Source organism: Corallococcus macrosporus DSM 14697 (assembly GCF_002305895.1).
Lineage (GTDB): Bacteria > Myxococcota > Myxococcia > Myxococcales > Myxococcaceae > Myxococcus > Myxococcus macrosporus.
This window is the reverse complement of sequence record NZ_CP022203.1, coordinates 580,473-597,965: the sequence shown is the minus strand read 5'-3', so window position 1 is coordinate 597,965 and position 17,493 is coordinate 580,473. Positions and strand designations below refer to the sequence as shown.

Annotated in this window: 21 protein-coding genes; 13 read left to right on the top strand and 8 right to left on the bottom strand. The window is 72.4% G+C overall.

Annotation, left to right across the window (positions count from 1 at the left end):
* Positions 1–219 precede the first annotated feature (219 nt).
* From MYMAC_RS02650 to MYMAC_RS02625, 6 genes are all read left to right on the top strand, one after another.
* Entirely contained in the window at positions 220–1,410 is a 1,191-nt protein-coding gene (locus tag MYMAC_RS02650; protein WP_095956910.1) for an NAD(P)H-dependent flavin oxidoreductase, read from the top strand.
* A gap of 19 nt (positions 1,411–1,429) precedes the next feature.
* A complete protein-coding gene (locus MYMAC_RS02645) occupies positions 1,430–1,822 on the top strand; it encodes a hypothetical protein (protein ID WP_095956909.1) in 393 nt (130 codons plus the stop codon).
* Between the two features lie 19 nt (positions 1,823–1,841).
* The gene (locus tag MYMAC_RS02640) at positions 1,842–4,169 is read left to right on the top strand and encodes a hypothetical protein (protein WP_095956908.1); all 2,328 of its coding nucleotides are present in this window, start codon (positions 1,842–1,844) and stop codon (positions 4,167–4,169) included.
* Positions 4,170–4,233: 64 nt separating this feature from the next.
* Positions 4,234–4,620, top strand: coding sequence for a lactoylglutathione lyase (gene gloA / locus MYMAC_RS02635; RefSeq protein WP_095956907.1), 387 nt, complete (start codon positions 4,234–4,236; stop codon positions 4,618–4,620).
* Positions 4,621–4,669: 49 nt separating this feature from the next.
* Entirely contained in the window at positions 4,670–5,503 is an 834-nt protein-coding gene (gene nudC, locus MYMAC_RS02630) for an NAD(+) diphosphatase (protein ID WP_095956906.1), read from the top strand.
* Positions 5,504–5,656: 153 nt separating this feature from the next.
* Complete coding sequence (locus tag MYMAC_RS02625) at positions 5,657–6,349, top strand: radical SAM protein (RefSeq protein ID WP_095956905.1); 693 nt, start codon at positions 5,657–5,659, stop codon at positions 6,347–6,349.
* Between the two features lie 19 nt (positions 6,350–6,368).
* Here the strand turns inward: MYMAC_RS02625 and MYMAC_RS02620 are convergent, their stop codons facing one another.
* Both MYMAC_RS02620 and MYMAC_RS02615 read right to left on the bottom strand, forming a co-directional pair.
* Positions 6,369–6,794 (bottom strand): hypothetical protein, encoded by a 426-nt coding sequence (locus MYMAC_RS02620; RefSeq protein WP_239989297.1) that lies wholly within the window; start codon positions 6,792–6,794, stop codon positions 6,369–6,371.
* 28 nt (positions 6,795–6,822) lie between these two features.
* On the bottom strand, positions 6,823–7,104 hold the full coding sequence (locus MYMAC_RS02615) for a hypothetical protein (RefSeq protein ID WP_013936351.1): 282 nt from the start codon (positions 7,102–7,104) through the stop codon (positions 6,823–6,825).
* A gap of 89 nt (positions 7,105–7,193) precedes the next feature.
* Between MYMAC_RS02615 and MYMAC_RS02610 the strand changes: the two genes are divergently transcribed.
* A complete protein-coding gene (locus tag MYMAC_RS02610) occupies positions 7,194–7,508 on the top strand; it encodes a hypothetical protein (RefSeq protein ID WP_013936352.1) in 315 nt (104 codons plus the stop codon).
* A 19-nt stretch (positions 7,509–7,527) separates the two neighbouring features.
* Here MYMAC_RS02610 and MYMAC_RS02605 read toward each other — a convergent pair whose 3' ends face one another.
* The 3 genes from MYMAC_RS02605 to MYMAC_RS37530 form a co-directional block, all read right to left on the bottom strand.
* On the bottom strand, positions 7,528–7,911 hold the full coding sequence (locus tag MYMAC_RS02605; protein ID WP_239989296.1) for a hypothetical protein: 384 nt from the start codon (positions 7,909–7,911) through the stop codon (positions 7,528–7,530).
* 98 nt (positions 7,912–8,009) lie between these two features.
* Entirely contained in the window at positions 8,010–8,285 is a 276-nt protein-coding gene (locus tag MYMAC_RS02600) for a GIY-YIG nuclease family protein (protein ID WP_013936354.1), read from the bottom strand.
* Positions 8,286–8,310: 25 nt separating this feature from the next.
* On the bottom strand, positions 8,311–8,586 hold the full coding sequence (locus tag MYMAC_RS37530; protein ID WP_013936355.1) for a CBS domain-containing protein: 276 nt from the start codon (positions 8,584–8,586) through the stop codon (positions 8,311–8,313).
* A 171-nt stretch (positions 8,587–8,757) separates the two neighbouring features.
* Here MYMAC_RS37530 and MYMAC_RS02590 point away from each other — a divergent pair, with 171 nt between their 5' ends.
* The 4 genes from MYMAC_RS02590 to pdxA all read left to right on the top strand — a co-directional run bounded on the left by MYMAC_RS02590 (position 8,758) and on the right by pdxA (position 12,937).
* Positions 8,758–9,777 (top strand): alpha/beta fold hydrolase, encoded by a 1,020-nt coding sequence (locus tag MYMAC_RS02590; protein WP_013936356.1) that lies wholly within the window; start codon positions 8,758–8,760, stop codon positions 9,775–9,777.
* 106 nt (positions 9,778–9,883) lie between these two features.
* Positions 9,884–10,882 carry a peptidylprolyl isomerase gene (locus tag MYMAC_RS02585; protein ID WP_239989295.1) on the top strand — a complete coding sequence of 333 codons (999 nt, stop codon included), beginning with the start codon at positions 9,884–9,886 and terminating at the stop codon, positions 10,880–10,882.
* Positions 10,883–10,946: 64 nt separating this feature from the next.
* Entirely contained in the window at positions 10,947–11,915 is a 969-nt protein-coding gene (locus MYMAC_RS02580; protein ID WP_013936358.1) for a peptidylprolyl isomerase, read from the top strand.
* A gap of 5 nt (positions 11,916–11,920) precedes the next feature.
* Positions 11,921–12,937: a 4-hydroxythreonine-4-phosphate dehydrogenase PdxA gene (gene pdxA, locus MYMAC_RS02575; RefSeq protein WP_095956902.1), complete on the top strand. Its 1,017-nt coding sequence runs from the start codon at positions 11,921–11,923 to the stop codon at positions 12,935–12,937.
* On the opposite strand, the gene MYMAC_RS02570 is transcribed toward pdxA, so the two are convergent.
* Positions 12,867–13,169 carry a hypothetical protein gene (locus MYMAC_RS02570; RefSeq protein ID WP_095956901.1) on the bottom strand — a complete coding sequence of 101 codons (303 nt, stop codon included), beginning with the start codon at positions 13,167–13,169 and terminating at the stop codon, positions 12,867–12,869. The two genes, pdxA and MYMAC_RS02570, sit on opposite strands and share 71 nt — an antisense overlap.
* Positions 13,170–13,208: 39 nt before the next feature.
* Positions 13,209–14,594 (bottom strand): AgmX/PglI C-terminal domain-containing protein, encoded by a 1,386-nt coding sequence (locus MYMAC_RS02565; RefSeq protein WP_239989294.1) that lies wholly within the window; start codon positions 14,592–14,594, stop codon positions 13,209–13,211.
* A gap of 405 nt (positions 14,595–14,999) precedes the next feature.
* Between MYMAC_RS02565 and MYMAC_RS02560 the strand changes: the two genes are divergently transcribed.
* On the top strand, positions 15,000–15,407 hold the full coding sequence (locus tag MYMAC_RS02560) for a nuclear transport factor 2 family protein (RefSeq protein WP_013936362.1): 408 nt from the start codon (positions 15,000–15,002) through the stop codon (positions 15,405–15,407).
* Positions 15,408–15,534: 127 nt separating this feature from the next.
* Positions 15,535–16,116 (top strand): carboxypeptidase-like regulatory domain-containing protein, encoded by a 582-nt coding sequence (locus MYMAC_RS02555; protein ID WP_239989293.1) that lies wholly within the window; start codon positions 15,535–15,537, stop codon positions 16,114–16,116.
* Here the strand turns inward: MYMAC_RS02555 and MYMAC_RS02550 are convergent.
* Positions 16,079–17,482 carry an aminopeptidase P family protein gene (locus MYMAC_RS02550; protein ID WP_095956898.1) on the bottom strand — a complete coding sequence of 468 codons (1,404 nt, stop codon included), beginning with the start codon at positions 17,480–17,482 and terminating at the stop codon, positions 16,079–16,081. The two genes, MYMAC_RS02555 and MYMAC_RS02550, sit on opposite strands and share 38 nt — an antisense overlap.
* Positions 17,483–17,493 lie beyond the last annotated feature (11 nt).

Here is a 17,493-nt window from a genome sequence, read left to right as displayed (position 1 = left end):
CTCTGAGTGCGGCAACCTCCGCGGCCCTCGCCTGTAGGATGCCGAGCATCGGCCCTGCTCGGTCCACGGAGAGGCGTCAGCGCCGACGCGCCAGGCCCCGCGCGCGGCTGTTACCCTGCAACCAACTTGGAAGGCCCTCTTCCGCTCCCCGCCTCTAGGTCGAGCGGGTTGCTGGTAACCTTGGAGAAGCCGAAGAGCCCGCCAGCTTCAGGAGACCCGATGAACGGAGCGAATGACGGACGTTCCCCGCCCTCTTCCCGTGAAGCCGAGCCCGACGACGAGCGCAGTGACTCGAGTCCAGAGCCCCGGCGGCCTCCGATTTACGTCCTGGAAGACAACACCCTGCACACGCGGCTGACGCGCGAGCTGGGGGTGAACTATCCGTTCGTCAGCGATGGCATGCCCTACGTGGCGCTGCCACCGCTGGTCATCGCCGTGTCAGAGGCGGGCGGCGTGGGCATGCTCGGCGCCGCGCCGGAACCGGCGGACATCCTGGATGTCCGGCTGCAAACCATCCAGGCAGGCACGCGGCGCCCCTTCGGCGTGAACTTCCTCATGGCCCCGCGGGACGGCCGGCACGCCACCACGCGCGAGCACATCGAGACGTGCATCGCCCGGCGCGTGCCCATCGTCTCCTTCCAAGGCGGCCTTCCGCCCTCGGAGTGGGTGGCGGCGCTGCGGGCGGCGGGCAGCCGGGTCTGGGTCCAGGCGCCCTCGGGTGAGGTGGCCCGGCTGGCCCTGTCGCTCGGCGTGGACGGGCTCATCGCGCAGGGCCGGCAGGCGTCCGGCCTCAACCAGAGCACCACGCCCACCCTGGCGCTGGTGCGCGAGCTGCGCGCGCTGACGGACACGGTGCCGGTGCTGGCCGCGGGCGGCATCGCCGACGGGCTCAGCGCGGCGCGCGCCCTCTTCCATGGCGCGGACGGCGTCTGGGTGGGCACGCGCATGGTGGCCTCCGTGGAAGCGCACGCCCACCCGGCCTACAAGCAGCGCATCGTCGACGGGGACGCGGGGGACACGGGCGTCACCGCGCTCTTCGGCCTGGAGTGGCCGGGCCACCGCATGCGCGTGCTGCGCAACCGCGTCGTGCGCGAGTGGACGGGGCGCGAGGGCCGCGCGCCCATGCCCATGGCGACGCCGGAGCGCGTGGGCACCACCGTGCTGTTCCCGGGCATCCCCGGCGGCGGCACCCCTGTCGACGTGCCACGGCACAGCGCCTTCGTCCCCACCCCCGACACCGAGGGCGACCTGGAGGAGATGGCCATGCCCGCCAGCGGCGCCAGCATGGCGCGCATCGAGAGCGTGCTGCCCGCCGGACAAATCGTGGTGGAGCTGATGGAGCGGGCGCGCCGGGTGCTCGCTGATCCGCATGGCCTGGACGTCGACGCGGATGAGGACGACCGGGGCTGAATTGGAGTAGAGCGCCCTCATGGGTGCTCGGTGGCGTCGAACGGCACAGGTCGGCTGGCTGGCTTTCGCGCTGTGCGGCGCCACCGCGGTGGTGCGCGCCTCCACGGCCGAGCTGCCGCCGCGCGAACACACCCTGAACGCGGCCGAGCGCAAACGGGTAGGCCGCGCCGCCGCGAACCAGGAGCCGGAGTGGCGCCGCAAGTCGCGCCAGTCCTTTCCCGGTGACCGCTGGTCCCAGGACGATGACTTCGGCGCCTCCGAACGCCAGTGGGCGCTGGACGAGGCCCGCCGCCGCCGCGTGCCGGTGACGGACGTCCTGCGCGCCATCGACGAGGAGCTGCACGCCCAGCCCGTGCGGCCCCCGCGCAAGGCCACCGCCAGCCCCTGCAAGCCCCGCCCCTTCTACGATTGAGCTCCGGCGCCCTCCGCCCATGATGCCTCCTCCCCGCAGGCTGCTCCGCTTCGCCCACCGCGCCGCCACCCTCACCAGCCTGCGGCTGGCCCTCTTCGCCGCGCTCGCGCTGGCCGCCGCCTGGCGCCCGCTCCAGCAGGCCGGAGGCATGAACGACTTCCGCGACGCGCACCTGCTGCACTCGTACGAGGACGCGGGGACGCGCACGGTGACGCACTACGGGCAGCTCCCGCTGTGGAACCCGTGGGCCTGCGGCGGGCAGTACGCGCTGGGAAGTCCGCAGACGCGGGTGGCGTCCCCCACGCTGCTGGCGTCCACGCTGCTGGGCGCGCGGACGGCGGAGCCGGTGCTGCTGTGGGCCTTCCTCGTGCTCGGCATGGAGGGCTTCTTCCGCTACGCGCGGCGGCGCGTGGGCTCCGCGTTGGGCGCGCTCGCGGCGGCCCCGCTCTTCGGCCTGGCAGGCTTCACCGCGCTGTCGTGGTCCGTTGGCTGGCTCAACTTCGCGGGCTTCCTGCTGCTGCCCTGGCTGCTGTGGGGAACGCGCCGCGCGGCGGAGGGCAGCCTGCGCGGCGCCGCGGTGGTGGCCGGCACCTTCGCGGTGCTGCTGGGCTTCGGCGGCACGTACCCCGTTCCCATGGGCGCCCTCTTCGTCGCGCTGGAGGCCGGACGCACGCTGTACGGCCTGCGCGCGGCGCCCCGGCGCAAGGCCGCGCTGTGGGCCCTGGGCGCCACCGCCGTGTTCACCCTGGGCGCCTGCGCGTTCCGGCTGTGGCCGCTGGTGGAGACCATGCGCTCGGCGCCGCGCATCATGGCGGGCACGCCGGGCAACTCCGCGGAGGAGCTGGCGCGTATGTTGCTCCAGCTCCCGGCGCGCTCCGGCTACAGCGACCCGGGCACCTTCTTCCTCGCGCCCGCGGTGCTCGCGCTGATTCCGCTGGCCGCGTGGGCGTGGCGCCGCGCGCTGTACCCGGCGGTGCTGGCGGCGCTGTGCGTGTGGATGGCGGCGGGGTACGCCGCGGTGCCCTCGCTGTTCGGCGCGCTGCGGCTGCTGCCCATCTTCGGAACGCTGCGCTACCCGGAGCGCTTCCTCGTGCCCGCCGGCTTCTTCCTCGCGGAGCTGGTGGCGCTGGGGTTCGCCGTGCTGCTGGTGCGCGTGTGGCGCGTGCCGCCCGCGCGGACCTCCGCGTCGTGGTGGCCCACCGCGGCGCTGGTGGCCTGCGTCGTTCAGGCCGTGGGCTGGGGCTTCCAGGTACGCGCCTTCGACCGGCTCAGCCGCTGGTCGCAGTTGGTGCCCTCGCCCGGCCCCGTCCCCGAGGAGGCCGAGCGCCCCTTCGCGCAGGCCCGCGGCAACCGCTGGGCGCAGGGCTACTTCCTGGCGCTCAACCGGGGCTCCATCGCCTGCGGCGAGGCGTGGCCGGTGCCCATGTCGGAGCGCCTGCGCGGCGACCTGCCCCAGGAGGAGTACCTGGAGGACGCCTCCGCGGGCACCGCGCGCCGCGTGGAGTGGACGCCCAACCGCGTCACGGTGGACGTGACGGCCGCGCGGCCCACGGTGCTGCTGGTGAACCAGAACTGGCACCCGGGCTGGAAGTCGTCGGAGGGTGAGGTGGTGTCCCGGGACGGCCTGCTCGGCGTGCGCGTGGCGCCGGGGACGCACCGCGTGGTGCTGCGCTTCCTGCCACGCTCCGGCCTGGGCGGCGCGCTGGTCTCCGCGCTCGCGTGGCTGGGCCTGAGCTTCGTGGCCTGGCGGCTGCGTGGGCGCCTGGGGCCCGCGTCCGTCGGCGTGGCCACGGTGCCGCTGGTGGTGTGGGGCGCGCTGCTGGCCACCTCCACGGAGCCGGTGGCGCGCGCGGTGCCGCTCAACGCGGACGGCTCGCCCATCATCGTGGCGGCGCTGCCTCCCGGCGCGAAGTCCCTGGGCGCGAAGTTCGCCGTGCCGGTGGAGCTGGTGGGCGCGGAAGTCCCCCCGGCGCCGGACGCGGAGGGCCTGCTCCACTTCGTCCTCTACTGGCGCGTCACCGGGCCGGTGCCCCGCTCCGCGGGCGTCTTCGTCCACCTCCCCGGCCCGCCGGGCAGCAAGCGGAAGAACGCGGACCACCCGGTGCTGGGCGGCACCTTCTTCTTCGCCGAGGCCCCGCGTGACACGCTCCTGCGCGACGCCTTCTCCGTGTCCACGAAGGACTGGGACGCCGGCAAGCGGAAGGTCCAGGTGGGGCTGTGGCACGCCGGGGGTGACGGCTCGCGCATCGGCCTGCGCGGCGCGGACGGCGCGCCGCTGAAGTCCTCCCATGTCGAGGTGGGAACACTCACCGTGCCGCCCAAGGCACAGTCGGAGGCGAAGCCCTGAGTCCCCGGGGCACCGGGCGGCGGGGACGCATGACGCGACGCGATGATGCGGTTATGAAGTCCGCATGCGAATCCTGCACACCATGCTCCGCGTCGGCGACCTCGAGCGCTCGCTGGACTTCTACACCCGGGTCATCGGCATGAAGTTGCTGCGCCGTCACGACTACCCCGACGGCAAGTTCACCCTGGCCTTCGTGGGCTTCGGCCCGGAGGACACCCACCCCGCCCTGGAGCTCACGCACAACTGGGGCGTGGAGAAGTACGAGCTCGGCACGGCCTACGGCCACATCGCCCTGGGCGTCAGCGACATCCATGGGACGTGCGAGGCCATCCGGCAGGCCGGCGGAAAGGTGGTCCGCGAGCCCGGCCCCATGAAGCACGGCACCACCGTCATCGCCTTCGTCGAGGACCCGGACGGCTACAAGGTGGAGCTCATCCAGAAGGACGCCTGAAGCGCACGCAACGCCTGCACACCCGGCCCGGCCCCGTTAGTGTGGCCCCGTGAACTCCGCCCCTCGCTTCGTCCCCGACCACACCCCGCCCGACCGGCCGCGCGAGGGCGCCCTGCTCTTCCTCGCCCGGGGCATGGACCTGCTCGTCCAGGAGCACGCGGACGGCGTCTCCATCCCCACCGGCGCGACCTTCCCGGAGCTCGCCGCCGCCGCGCACTACCTGGGGACGCTGGACGGCGTGGACTGCTACGCGGCGGGGTTCACCCCGGACTTCGTCCCCCCGGAGGGCTACAAGGTCGTCGTCGCCCGCTCGCTCTACAAGCGCGTGGATGACGCCCGCTTCGCCGTGGCGGGGCGCGCGCTCGCCATCGTCGAATGGGACTTCACCCACCGCTTCTGCGGCCGCTGCGGCCAGCCCACGCAGCTCGTCCCCGGTGAGCGCGCCCGCCGCTGCCCGGTGGACAAGACGCCCTTCTACCCTCGCCTCGCCCCCGCCATCATCGTCCTCATCACCCGCGGCGACACGATGCTGCTGGCCCACAACGCCCAGTTCCCCGAGCCCATGTTCAGCACGCTCGCCGGCTTCGTGGAGCCGGGCGAGTCGCTGGAGGAGTGCGTGGCGCGCGAGGTGAAGGAGGAGGTCGGCATCGACGTGAAGAACATCCGCTACTTCGGCTCGCAGCCGTGGCCCTTCGGCCGCTCGCTGATGGTGGGCTTCACCGCCGAGTACGCGGGCGGCGACATCACCGTGGACCGCAAGGAAATCTCCGAGGCCCACTGGTTCGGCCCGGACGACCTGCCGCGCATCCCGCCGAGGCTCAGCATCGCGCGGCAGCTCATCGACGCCTTCGTCGCGCGCGTGAAGGGCACCGCCGCCCCCTGACACCCCGGGCGAGCCAGCGGGCCCTCGCCTGCGCCACACGGGAGGAATGCCGGACACCGCCCGCGCGGTTAAAGGCCCGCTGAGGGTTCCGCGCTTGACCTGGCGCGGCAGGTTGGGGTTGAAGCGCCCCTCCCCCCGACGAGCGACGAAGCCATGCCCGCAGCGCGCCCACACATCGAGCCCCGACGCGTCCCTTCCGCGGACTCCGTGGTGGTGAAGGAAATCTACCTCAGCGTCCAGGGTGAGTCCTCCCACGCCGGGCTGCTGTGCGCCTTCGTCCGCCTCACGGGCTGCCACCTGCGCTGCACGTATTGCGACAGCGAGTTCGCCTTCCACGGCGGCGCGCGCCGGAAAATCCCGGACATCGTCAACGAGGTGCGGGCCATGCGCACGCCCATGGTGGAGGTCACCGGCGGCGAGCCCCTGCTCCAGCCCGGCGTCTACCCGCTGATGGAGGCGCTGCTCGACGCGGGCTTCAAGGTGCTGCTGGAGACGAGCGGCGCCATCGACGTGCGGCTGGTGCCGCCCGCGGTGCACAAAATCGTCGACATGAAGACGCCCTCCTCGGGCGAGCACCTGCGCAACGACTACCGCAACTTCACGTCGATGAACGCCAACGACGAGCTGAAGTTCGTCATCGGCTCGCGCGAGGACTACGACTGGGCCAAGGCGCTCATCGCCGAGCACCAGCTCCTCCAGAAGCCCTACGGCACCCTGTTCTCCACCGTGTTCGACAAGCTCCACCCGCGTGAGCTGGCCGAATGGGTCATCGAGGACAGGCTCGCCGTGCGCTTCCAGCTCCAGATGCACAAGTACATGTGGGACCCGAACGAGCGCGGCGTGTGAGCCCCGGGCGCGCGGCCCCTCAGGGCCCGAAGCGCCAGAGCACGACGGCGAGCCAGCCCGAGGCCAGCGCCAGGTTCAGCCACCCGAGCGCCGCCGTCACCTGGGCCTGCGTCCGCCCGCGCGCGGCGCCCTCGCCCCGGGCGATGCGCCGCAGCTCCCGCAGGCCCAGCACCACCCCGGCCAGCCCCGCCACCAGCGTGGGCAGCGGCAGCGCCAGCGAGCACGGCAGGCACGCCAGGCCCGCCACGTTGAGCGCCAGCGCCACCTGAATCACCCGCGACGGCCGCGCCTCCCGGCGCAGCACCCCCACGCAGGGGGCGCAGTAGGGCGTCTCGCCCGCCAGCTCCAGGCAGTCACCACACAGGAAGGTGCCGCAGCGCGCGCAGGTGGCCACCGCGGCCACGTCCGGGTGGGTGGCACAGACGGCGCCAGCAGGTGTCCGCACGCGGCCCTCCACGCCGGGCGCGCCGCCGTCAGAAGCCCGTGGGCGGCGGGCGGGAGGTCAGCGCCGACAGGCTGTGCAGGCCCATCCCCAGGAACACGGCGGCCAGCACCGTGCTGGCCATGAAGCCCGCGACGATGAGGCCCTTGCGCCGGTGCTCGAACTGGCTGAAGGCGTAGAAGAGCATGTAGCAGGGAATCAGCAGCACCATCACCCCCGTGCCCACACTCCGCCGGAAGGCGTGGACGAGCAGGGTGGCGGCGCAGCCCAGCGCGAGCGCGGCGAACAGGATGGCGAGCGGGAGCAGCGGCACGCCCGTTCCCTTAACACGTTCCACGCTTTGCGGCGCAGGCGTGCCCATATTAAGCACGCCCCGACGTCAACCAGCCGAGGTGCCTGCCGATGAACGCCGCCAAGACGCTGCTCAACTTCATCCTCGCGGGCGCCCTGCTGGGCATCGTGGTGGCCTCCTGGCTGGTGCCCAACTACCTGGGATGGAACAACGAGACGCCCTACGCCACCCAGACGATGTGCAACCTGCCCGAGGTCATCCGCCAGACGTCCGCGGACCTGATTTCGTACCAGGGCATCGGCGGGGGCGTGGGCGCCGCCGTGTTCCTCGTGCTGGGCGTGCTCTTCCTCCGGTGGACGCACCAGCGGGCCCGGGGGCAGGCCCGCCAGACGCCGCCGCCCACCGAGCCGCGCGCCACCCCCTGACGCGCGGCCCGCGAGCGCGTCAGGGCGCCTGGGACGCCGCCGCGTGGACGATGACGCCGGGCCCCTGGGCCACGATGGCATCCCCCTCGCTGTCCTCCACGATGACCAGGAAGGCGAAGGTCGTGGTGTCCGACACGTCGGGCGCCACCCAGGTGGGGTTGCGCGCGGCCGGGTCGCTGAAGCGGCCCGCGGGCTGCTCGGGCATCTGACGCCACTCGAAGGACATGGCGTCCCCGTCCGGGTCCTCCACCTCGAAGACGAAGGAGACCTCGCCCCCGGCGCTCACGACCTGCGGCGAGGGCCGAGGCCCCGTGGAGACCATGGGCGGGCTGTTGGCCCGGCAGGACACCGCGAGCCCCAACAGCGCCAATGCTCCGAAGACTTTCGAGTAGGAGTGAGACATGGACCGGCCCTCGCGGAAGGTGACGCCAGAGTAACGCGCCAGCGGGAGGAGAGGTATTGCCCCACTGGCGTGGCAGCGCCCTGCGCCCACCCTGGCGCTCAGGCGCGCCGCACCATGCGCAGCTTCTCCGCGCGCGACAGCCGCTTGATGGCCGCCTCCCGCCGCAGCGCCGCGCCCCGGTCCCCCGCGGCCTCGCTCCACACCAGCGTCACGGGCAGCCGCGCCCGCGTGTACGCCGCCCCGCGGCCCCGGCCGTGGGTGGCCAGCCGGCGCTCCAGGTTGTTGGTGGCGCCGGTGTACAGCGTGCCGTCACGGCACCGCAGGATGTAGACAGTCCACGAGGGCGATTCGTCCGGCACGGCGCGCCGCACCATACCGCCCTCGTGGACCGCCGTCTCCTCAGTGCACGTCGCGCGGCCGCCCCGCGTGCAGCCGCAACCGCCGCGGGGGTGAACGCCGCGCCCCGGGCTCCCCCGCCCGCGCCATGACACACGACACGGGCGCCAACGGGTCCCCCCTCCAGGCCGCGAGGAGGTGCTCCTCGCTGACCAACCCCAACAACCCTCCCCCCTCCCCCACCACGCCCAACAACCGCACCTGGTGCCGCTCCATCTTCCGAAGGGCCGCCAGAAGGGTATCCGTGGGAAAAACGGTGGCGATGAGGGAGGACCACATTTCCTTCCAATCCTGTCTCCGCCGCATTGCCACGTCCTCCGAGTCGTTGCCTACATCTCCCTGCAACAGCCCTGCCGAGCAGGGGGCTGCTCACCAATGAACACGGCATGGCCCCGGGGTCCGGCTTAGACTGGGGTGGTGACTCGTCGACAGGTGGCGCGGCTGGGACGGATGGCGGACCTCTTTTCGCGGACGATGACGCGCGGGAAGGAGCGTCCGCTGACGCTCAGCTTCCGCCCGGATGAGCTGTACCGGGTGCCCACGGACGACGGGGCCTCCATCGCCCTGGGGCGCTACCACCCCCGAGGCGAGAAGCGCTTCGCCCAGCCCGTCATCCTCTGTCACGGGCTGGGGGCCAACCGCTTCCACCTGGACTTCGACGAGCAGTACAGCCTGGCCCGCTACCTGGCCCGCTCCGGCTTCGAGGCGTGGGTGCTGGAGCTGCGGGGCCGGGGGCTGGCGGGCGACTGCCTGGATTTCAACTTCGACGACCAGGCCGAGCACGACGTGCGCACCGCCGTGCGTACCGTCTTGTCCACAGGTGCGAAGGAAGTGCTCTGGGTCGGTCATTCCAAGGGCGGGCTGATGCTCTACGCCCACCTGGCGAAGACGCCGCAGGCGCCCGTGCGGGCGGCCGTGACGCTGGGCAGCCCCTTCACCTTCGCGGTGCAGCCGGGCCTGCGCACCTTCATCCAGAAGGTGGAGCCGGTGCTGAAGCTGCGCATCATCCCCACCAGCCGCGTCACCAGCATCGCCCTGTTCGGCGCGCCGCCGGGGCCCATGAGCCGCTACATGATGCTGGCGGAGAACATGGAGACGGAGGTGGTGCGGCGGGCGCTGGCCAACGTGCCCGCGGACATCGCCGGCGGCGTGGGCCGCCAGTTCGCCCGGTGGATCACCACCAACCGCTTCACGTCGTACAACGGCGAGTTCGACTACCGCGACGCCCTGTCCCGGGTGAGCATCCCCTTCCTGCTGCTGGCGGGCAGCAAGGACCTGCTGGCGCCACCCATGGCGGTGGCCCGCGCCAAGGAGTACCTGGGCGGGCCGGTGAAGATGCTGGTGGCCGGCAAGGCCCACGGCTTCGGGGCAGACTACGGGCACGCGGACCTGGTGCTGGGCCGCCGCGCCCCGGACGAAATCTTCCCCCTGGTGGAGGCGTTCCTCTCCGCACACGCGACGCAGCCGTAGGCCCGGTGAGGTTGTCCGGCCCTGCCCGGCGTGCTACCGGAACGGGCCTCGCGCCATGACTGACGGCTTGCCACCCTGGAGCCCTCCCCCTCACGAGGCCCCGCGCATGCGCCTTTCTCCCACCCGCGCCTTCCTGGTCCCACTCGTCCTCGCGCTGGCCGCGGGGCTGGGCCTGCCCGCCTGCACCAAGCCCGTGACGGAGACGCCGGAGTCCCTGGTGGTGGCCAGCGTCAACGGCGAGGTGCTCAGCCGGGCGGACTTCGAGCAGGAGCTGTGGCGCGAGCTGGCCCTGTCGGACGTGTCCCAGCGCACCCTGGAGGACGTGGAGCCCTTCAAGCGGGCGCTCCTCGACACGTACATCCACCGGATGCTGCTGCTCCAGGAGGCGCGCAAGCACAACGTCACCGTCACGCCAGAGGAGGTGGACCGGGGGGTGCTGCGGCTGTCGGGGGACTATCCGGCGGGCAACTTCAACGAGGTGCTGGCCCAGGGGCAGCTCTCCATGGCGGAGCTGCGCTCGCGGGAGGCGAGCCGGCTGACCATCGAGAAGCTGTTCGCCAGCCACGTCTATTCGCGCGTGGCCGTGACGGAGGAGGAGCTGCGCGCCTGGTACACCGCGCATGAGAAGGACTTCCACGAGCCCGAGCAGGTGCACGCCGCCCAGCTCGTGGTGAAGGGCCTGGACGAGGCACGGCGGCTGCAATCCCAGCTCAAGTCCGGCAAGAAGTTCGCGGACCTGGCGCGCAGGTACTCGCTCAGCGCGGACGCCAAGTTGGGGGGCGACCTGGGGTTCTTCCCCCGGGGGCAGATGCCGCCGGCCTTCGACGAGGTGGTATTCAAGCTGGGGGTGGGGCAGGTTTCGGACGTGGTGTCCACCGAGTACGGCTTCCACCTGTTCCGCGTGCTGGAGCGCAAGCCGGCGCGCAAGCGGGAGTTCTCGGAGGTGCGGGCGCTGGTGGAGAGCAAGCTGCTGGAGCAGAAGCGGTCGCAGGCGCAGGAGGCGTTCGAGCAGGAGCTGCGGCAGAAGGCGCAGGTCCAGGTGAACGAGGCCACGCTGCAGGCCATCCGCGGGCGTCCGGAGCCCCAGCAGGCGGCGGCGGAGTGACGGCGAATTCGAAGACCGGGGCGGCGGTTGGACGCGCCCGGGGTGGTACGGAAGGATGGCAGGAATGAAGAAGCTGGTGGCGGCAATCGCGGCGGTGGCGCTCCTGGGCAGCGGCGGCGAGGCGCACGCGGAGCTGGTGGACAAGGTGGCCGCGGTGGTGAACCGCGACATCATCGCGCTGTCCGAGGTGCAGATGCGCGCGGCGCCGGAGATGGCCCGCGTCAACGACCCGGACCCGCGCAAGCGCGGCGAGCAGCGGCTGGCGCTGATGAAGACGGCGCTGGACACCCTCATCGGCGAGAAGCTGATGGAGGCGGAGATCGCGCAGCTCGGCATCACCGCCAGCGAGTCGGAGGTGGATGAGCTGGTGGCGGACGTGCGCCGGCAGAACAACATCACCGACCCCGCGCAGTTCGAGCAGCTCCTGCTGGGAGAGGGCCTCACCATGGCCACCTACCGGGACATGATGCGCAAGCGCATCCTGCGCGACCGGCTGCTGCGCATGAAGGTGGGCCCCCAGGTGAAGATCACCGAGGAGGACCTCAAGGCCGCCTACACGCAGTACACGCGCCTGGAGAGCGGGGACTCGGAGGTCCACGCGCGCCACATCCTGGTGCAGGTGGACGCCAAGGCCACGGCCGAGCAGGTGGAGACCGCCAAGAAGCGGGCGGAGGCCATCGCCGCGGAGGCGCGCCGGCCAGGCATGGACTTCGCCTCGCTGGCCCGCGCCCGCAGCGAGGGCCCCAGCGCGGCGGACGGCGGCGACCTGGGCTGGTTCAAGCGCGGCGTCATGGTGCCCGCCTTCGAGAAGGCCGCGTTCGGCCTGCCCGAGGGCGGCGTCAGCGAGCCGGTGCGCACCAACTTCGGCTGGCACGTGCTGAAGGTGGAGGAGCGCCGCCAGGTGGCCACCGCCTCCTACGAGGAGATGCGCTCCAAGCTGGAGGGCAAGCTGCTCCAGGAGAAGACGGAGAAGTTCCTCGACCAGTACGTGCAGGAGCTGCGGCAGAAGGCCAACGTGGACGTGAAGCTGTAGCCGCCGTGGACCTTCCGCTCGTCGGAATCTCCCTGGGGGACGTGTCGGGCATCGGGCCGGAGGTGACGGCCGCGGCCCTGATGAAGCCCTCGGTGCGCAAGGTGCTCGTCCCCGTCCTCTTCGGGGACGGGCCCACGCTGGAGCGCTTCCCCGCGTTCCGCCGCTACGCGCGCGTGGCGCCCGCCACCTTGGGCCGCGTGGAAGGCCCCACCGTGGTGGAGGTGACGCGGCTCGCGGAGAAAGACCGCGTGCCCGGCAAGCCCTCGCGCGAGGGCGGACGCGCGCAGTACGCCTTCGTGACGGCGGCCATCGACGCGATGCGGGCCGGCCACGTGGACGCGCTGTGCACCGCGCCGGTGTCGAAGGAGCAGATTTCCCGCGCGGGCATCCCCTTCATGGGCCACACCGAGGTGCTGGCGGAGGCCTTCGGCGTGGAGGTGATGATGTTGATGGACGGGCCCCGCGTGCGCGTGGCGCTGGCCACCAACCACGTGCCGCTGGCGGACCTGCCGCGGCTGCTCACCGTGGACGGGCTGACGGCGCGGCTCAAGCTGCTGTCGCGGAGCCTGGAGCCGGTGGTGGGCCGCAAGCCGCGCATCGCGGTGCTGGGGCTCAACCCGCACGCGGGCGAAGGGGGCCTCCTGGGGCGCGAGGAGGTGGAGGTGATTGGCCCCGCCATCCGCAAGGCCCGCGCGGGCCGGGTGGACGCGCACGGCCCCCTCCCCGCGGACGGGCTCTTCGCGAAGCCCGACGAAGTGGGCGCGCGCTACGACGCGGTGCTGGCCATGTACCACGACCAGGGCCTCATCCCCGCCAAGGCGCTGGACTTCGAGCGCACCGTGAATGTGACGCTGGGCCTGCCCGTGCCGCGCACGTCGCCCGACCACGGCACGGCCTACGCCATCGCCGGCAGGGGTGAGGCGAGCTGCGTTCCCATGGTGGAGGCGCTGCTCAAGGCCGCGCAGCTCGCGGGGACGCGACGTGCTCGGCCAGGTCCTCGCCGTCCTTCGCGGGGTCGATGAGCCGCAGGTGCGCCCCGGCGCCGCTGCCCGGGAGCACCAGCACACTCACGCGGCCCCGGGGACACTCTCCCAGGCATCCCGAGGCCACCACGAGGGTGTGCTCCGTGAGGCCCCGGGCCGCCAGGGCCTCGCGCAGGCGGCGCGGCAGGTCCACGCCTCCCGCGCTGGCCTCCAGCCGCACGAGGCAGCGGTGGCAGACGAGCAACTCCGTGGGCTCGGGCGGCGCTGACATTCCAGGAGGAAGCATAGGAGCCGGGAGCCGGCCCGCGCCTCAGAAGATGAAGGGGAAGCGGATGGGCTCCTGCATGCGCACCTGGTGCACCGGGAACTTCCAGCGGCGCACCACGTCCTCGATGCAGCGCGACAGCGGCGTGCCGCGCAGCGCGGCGGTGTCCATGGACACGTTGAGCGTGTCACCGCCCGGCAGCACCGACCACTGCACCACGAAGCGGCCACCGGCCTCCATCGGCGTCCCCGCCGCGTGTGAACGGACACACGCGGTGATGGCGGGCTGGTTCGTCACCACCACCTGCTTCACGTCGTCCGGCGTGAGGTGCTCCTTCACGTCAATGGCGGGCGGGACATAGACGGTGCGCGCGGGCTCCTCGGCCCGCGTGGCCTCCGCGTCCTCGGTGAAGCCCAGCTCGCGCGCGAAGTCCTCGTCGAGGTCCGAGTACGGCCCCTTCTCCGCCGTGTCCTCCTCCTCCACGGCCTCCGCCACGACGTCGCCCGGGGAAGACGCCACGCCTTCATGGGCGTCCGCGCCGTCCGCTTCGGCGTCACCGAAGGCGAGCTCCACGGGCGCGGGCGGCGTGGCGGGCAAGGCCTCGGCCACCTTCACGGGCGCCTTGCGCTTGAGGGGCGCGGGGCTCGCCACCGCGAGCGACTCCGCCACGGGCGCGCCCGCGCTTCGCACGGGCGTGGAGGCAGGCGCGTTGGCCCGCAGCCCCTGGGCCGCGTCCTGAAGGCTCCCCTGCGCCGAAACCTGCACGCCGCCCACCGCTGGCGTCACGGGCTGAGGCTGGCTGGAGAGAATCGGCGACGGCGCCTGGGACATCGGCGCGAGGCTGCTCACGGCCGCGCCTGGGCCGGAGCCCTCCGCCGTGCGCCGGATGGCGTCGTCGACGCGCGCGGCGCGCACCTGCGCACCCACGGTGTCTCCGCGCAGGTAGAGGCCCGCGACCAGGAGCAGGCCCGCCGTCAGCGCGCCCACGGCCGCGCCCACCACGACACCGAGATGCCTTCCCGCGACGCGGTCCGGCGCGGGAGCGCTCGCGCGAACACCGTCCCACGGCGCTGATTCCCAATGCGCACGCGTCGGCGCATCACCCCACAAGGGCGCCTCTGGCGCACGCGCCAGCACATCCTCCGCATGCGGCGGCAACAAGGCGCCCAGGGACGTCACCGTCTTCGCGCCAGGTGACGTGCGCATCCACTCGGGGATCTCCACCGCGGGTTCAGGCAGCGCGTCCAGGGCGTGCGAGGGCGACGGCGGCATGAGCTCCATCCATGCCGTCTCCGCCTCCGCCAGCGCGAGCAGCGCGCGCATGCTCTCGGAGACCTCCGCCACGGGCGCGGGGGCCGCGTCTCCTTCGGGCGACTCGAGCAGCTCGCGGTCGAGATACGCGTCCAGGTCTCCAGCGAGCGCCTCCCGCACGCTCGCGGGCTCTCGCGGCGCCAGCGCACCCTGCGTACGAAACTGTCCCTCAGCTCCGGAAAGAAGCTCGTCCACACGCCCTCCCTCGCCCGCGCTGCACACCCACCGGCCCTGACTGCTTCGACAGGGCGTGCAACGTAGGAACCGGTCCTCGCCGCGCCACCCCCCAATGTCCGTCCTCGAACGCTGTGCCTTCAGGAGACACCGCGCCTGTCCACTACTGCTTCGCCCGGTCAGCTCACGGAGGATGGCGCACGCGGCCCCGCAACTTCGCGCTTCGGAGATTCATTCCGCACGCTCTCGTGCGCGTTGTACTCACGACACCCCATGTCCCGAATAATCCTTGTATCCACCCTGCTGGCCGTCTGCGCGTGCGGCCATGTTTCCACCCGGAGTCAGACACCCATGAGCACCTCTTCCGCCGAAGACACGCGCACCCTGACCGAGCTCTCGGTCCGCGTGATGCGCGCGATCCAGACGAAAGATTTGGAGACCATCAAATCGCTCACCGCGGAGGACTTCATCTACCGGGGCGCGGATGGCACGGAGGCGAACCGTGATGCGTTCATCGAGAGCATCGCGCAGATTCCTGGCGAGCTGACCTCCGTCGAGGCCGAAGGCATGCGCACGTACCTCTACGGCGACACGGCGGTGATTGCGGGCCTCCAGCGCAGCGGCCTGAAGATGACGGATGGCACCGAGGCCACCGACGCCGTCTACTTCACCGACGTGTGGCAGCGCCGCGACGGGCAGTGGAAGATGGTGTTCGCGTTCAGCAGCCCGGTCGCGCCCGCGCCGCAGCAGCAGCCGTAGCCGCTGCCCTCCCGTCCCACGGGGACGTTCCACACCCCACACCCGGCTGCGCGGTGCCGAGCGCCGCGCGGCCCCTCCCCTTCCCTGAGCGTGCCTGTTGGTACACTCCGAGGTGGGGGAGGCCATCATGACGCCGCTTTTGCATGGTGCGCGCCGGTGGAGACTGCCGGCTCAGGGCGAAGACTGGCTCGTCGTACCGTCCGTCGACCTGGAGCGGTTGAAGCCGAAGCACGCACCGGTGCCCGACGTGTTCGTCAGCGCGTCCCTGAAGCGCTGGCTGACGACGCCCGCCGCGCACACGCTGTACGCGATGTACGAAGCATTGGGTGGCAGCCGCCCGCTGGGACTGTCCGGTCTGGAGCGCAGCCGCTACGAGCAACGCCTCCAGCAGCGGCTCACCGAGGCCTTCCTGGATGGCGAGCTGGTGGCCCTCGCGGTGGAGCGCCCGACGCTCCTGCCCACACCCTGGCCAGAGCCCCCGCTGGCGACTGAAGAGGAAGCCCCGGTGGAGGAACAGACGTGGCTGGCCATCGAGCTGAAGGACGAGGAGGGCAAGCCCGTCCCCCACGCGCGCTACGTCGTGACGCTCCCGGATGGGAGCACGCGCGAGGGCACCCTCAACGCGAAGGGCTACGCGCGCGAGGACGGGGTGAACCCTGGCCAGTGCCAGGTCACCTTCCCGGACCTGGACGCGCAGAGCTGGTCATGACGGCCTCGATGTCCGCGGCCTCCTTCGGGATGGCGGCGGTGAGCACCTCGTTGCCCTCGGGCGTGACGAGCACGTCGTCCTCGATGCGGATGCCGCGCACGTCCGCGTAGCGCGCGAGCACGTCTCGCTGGAGCCGGTCCTTCGCGCGCGCCATCAGCCGCGCGTCGGCGAGGATGGCGGGCACCTGGTACAGGCCCGGCTCAATCGTCACCGCCATGCCGGGCTCCAAGTCCCGGTCCAGCCGCAGCGAGCGGTGGCCGAACTCCGGAGAGCGCGTGCGCCCCGGCGCGTAGCCCGCCCGGTCTCCCAGATCCTCCATGTCATGCACGTCCAGGCCCAGCAGGTGACCCACGCCGTGCGGGAAGAAGAGCGCGGTGACGCCGTCCACCACCAGCTCCTCCGGGTCGCCGCGGAGGATGCCCAGCGCCACCAGCCCGCGCGCCAGCTCCCGGTGCGCGGCCAGGTGCACGTCCCGGTAGCGCGTCCCCGGCCGCACCGCGGCGATGCTGGCCTGCTGCATGCGCAGCACCACGTCGTACAGCTCGCGCTGCGTGGTGCTGAAGCGCCCCGTCACCGGCCACGTGCGCGTCACGTCGCAGGCGAAGCCGGCCGGGCTCTCACCGCCCACGTCCGCCAGCAGCAGGTCCCCTTCGGCCAGCGTGTGGTCATAGCGCAGGTTGTGCAGCACCTCGCCGTGCACGGTGACGATGGGCTGGTACGCCGGGCGCACGTCGCGCGAGACGAACGCTGACTCCATCGCGGCGCGCACCACCGCCTCCAGCACGCCCGGCCTCGTCGCGCGCATGCCCGCCAGGTGCGCCGGCACCGTGACCTCCGCGGCCTGACGGAGCTGCGCCTGCGCGGCGTCGTCATGGCGCAGGCGCAGCGCAATCATCGCGTCCGCCAGCGGCACGTCCACCGCCGCCAGATGGCCGGGGCGCACCTCGCGGCCCAGCAGCCCGGCCACGTCCAGGCACGTCTCCAGGTCCGGCGTGGGCAGCGTCGCCACCTCGCGGCCCTTCAGCGCCGCGGGCAGCTCGGCGCGCGAGCGCACGGCGCAGCCCGTCCGCTCCGCGATTTCAGCGAAGCCGGGCACCTCGCCGTCCCACAGCGCGTCGTCGGGGCCGGGCTCGGGCAGGTACAGCGTCCAGCCCTGGCCGTCGTACAGGCCCACGCCGTCCGGCGCCGCGAGCCCGAAGAGGTAGAGGAAGTGGCTCGACGCGCGAAAGGGGAACTGGTCGGCGGCGTAGTTGCGCGGGCGGGGGCGGCTCGACGCCAGCAGCGCGGGTGCGCTCCCCAGGGCCTTCGCCAGCTGCTCCCGCCGTCGGGTGAGAGCGGAGCGCTCGGAAACGGAAGGGAGCAGCATTCTGGAACCTC

Coding starts and splice junctions, on each gene's coding strand:
- MYMAC_RS02650 (WP_095956910.1), top strand. CDS start 220: ATGAACGGAGCGAATGACGGACGTTCCCCGCCCTCTTCCCGTGAAGCC.
- MYMAC_RS02645 (WP_095956909.1), top strand. CDS start 1,430: ATGGGTGCTCGGTGGCGTCGAACGGCACAGGTCGGCTGGCTGGCTTTC.
- MYMAC_RS02640 (WP_095956908.1), top strand. CDS start 1,842: ATGATGCCTCCTCCCCGCAGGCTGCTCCGCTTCGCCCACCGCGCCGCC.
- gloA (WP_095956907.1), top strand. CDS start 4,234: ATGCGAATCCTGCACACCATGCTCCGCGTCGGCGACCTCGAGCGCTCG.
- MYMAC_RS02625 (WP_095956905.1), top strand. CDS start 5,657: ATGCCCGCAGCGCGCCCACACATCGAGCCCCGACGCGTCCCTTCCGCG.
- MYMAC_RS02610 (WP_013936352.1), top strand. CDS start 7,194: ATGAACGCCGCCAAGACGCTGCTCAACTTCATCCTCGCGGGCGCCCTG.
- MYMAC_RS02605 (WP_239989296.1), bottom strand. CDS start 7,911: ATGTCTCACTCCTACTCGAAAGTCTTCGGAGCATTGGCGCTGTTGGGG.
- MYMAC_RS02600 (WP_013936354.1), bottom strand. CDS start 8,285: ATGGTGCGGCGCGCCGTGCCGGACGAATCGCCCTCGTGGACTGTCTAC.
- MYMAC_RS37530 (WP_013936355.1), bottom strand. CDS start 8,586: ATGTGGTCCTCCCTCATCGCCACCGTTTTTCCCACGGATACCCTTCTG.
- MYMAC_RS02590 (WP_013936356.1), top strand. CDS start 8,758: ATGGCGGACCTCTTTTCGCGGACGATGACGCGCGGGAAGGAGCGTCCG.
- MYMAC_RS02585 (WP_239989295.1), top strand. CDS start 9,884: ATGCGCCTTTCTCCCACCCGCGCCTTCCTGGTCCCACTCGTCCTCGCG.
- MYMAC_RS02580 (WP_013936358.1), top strand. CDS start 10,947: ATGAAGAAGCTGGTGGCGGCAATCGCGGCGGTGGCGCTCCTGGGCAGC.
- MYMAC_RS02570 (WP_095956901.1), bottom strand. CDS start 13,169: ATGTCAGCGCCGCCCGAGCCCACGGAGTTGCTCGTCTGCCACCGCTGC.
- MYMAC_RS02560 (WP_013936362.1), top strand. CDS start 15,000: ATGAGCACCTCTTCCGCCGAAGACACGCGCACCCTGACCGAGCTCTCG.
- MYMAC_RS02555 (WP_239989293.1), top strand. CDS start 15,535: ATGACGCCGCTTTTGCATGGTGCGCGCCGGTGGAGACTGCCGGCTCAG.
- MYMAC_RS02550 (WP_095956898.1), bottom strand. CDS start 17,482: ATGCTGCTCCCTTCCGTTTCCGAGCGCTCCGCTCTCACCCGACGGCGG.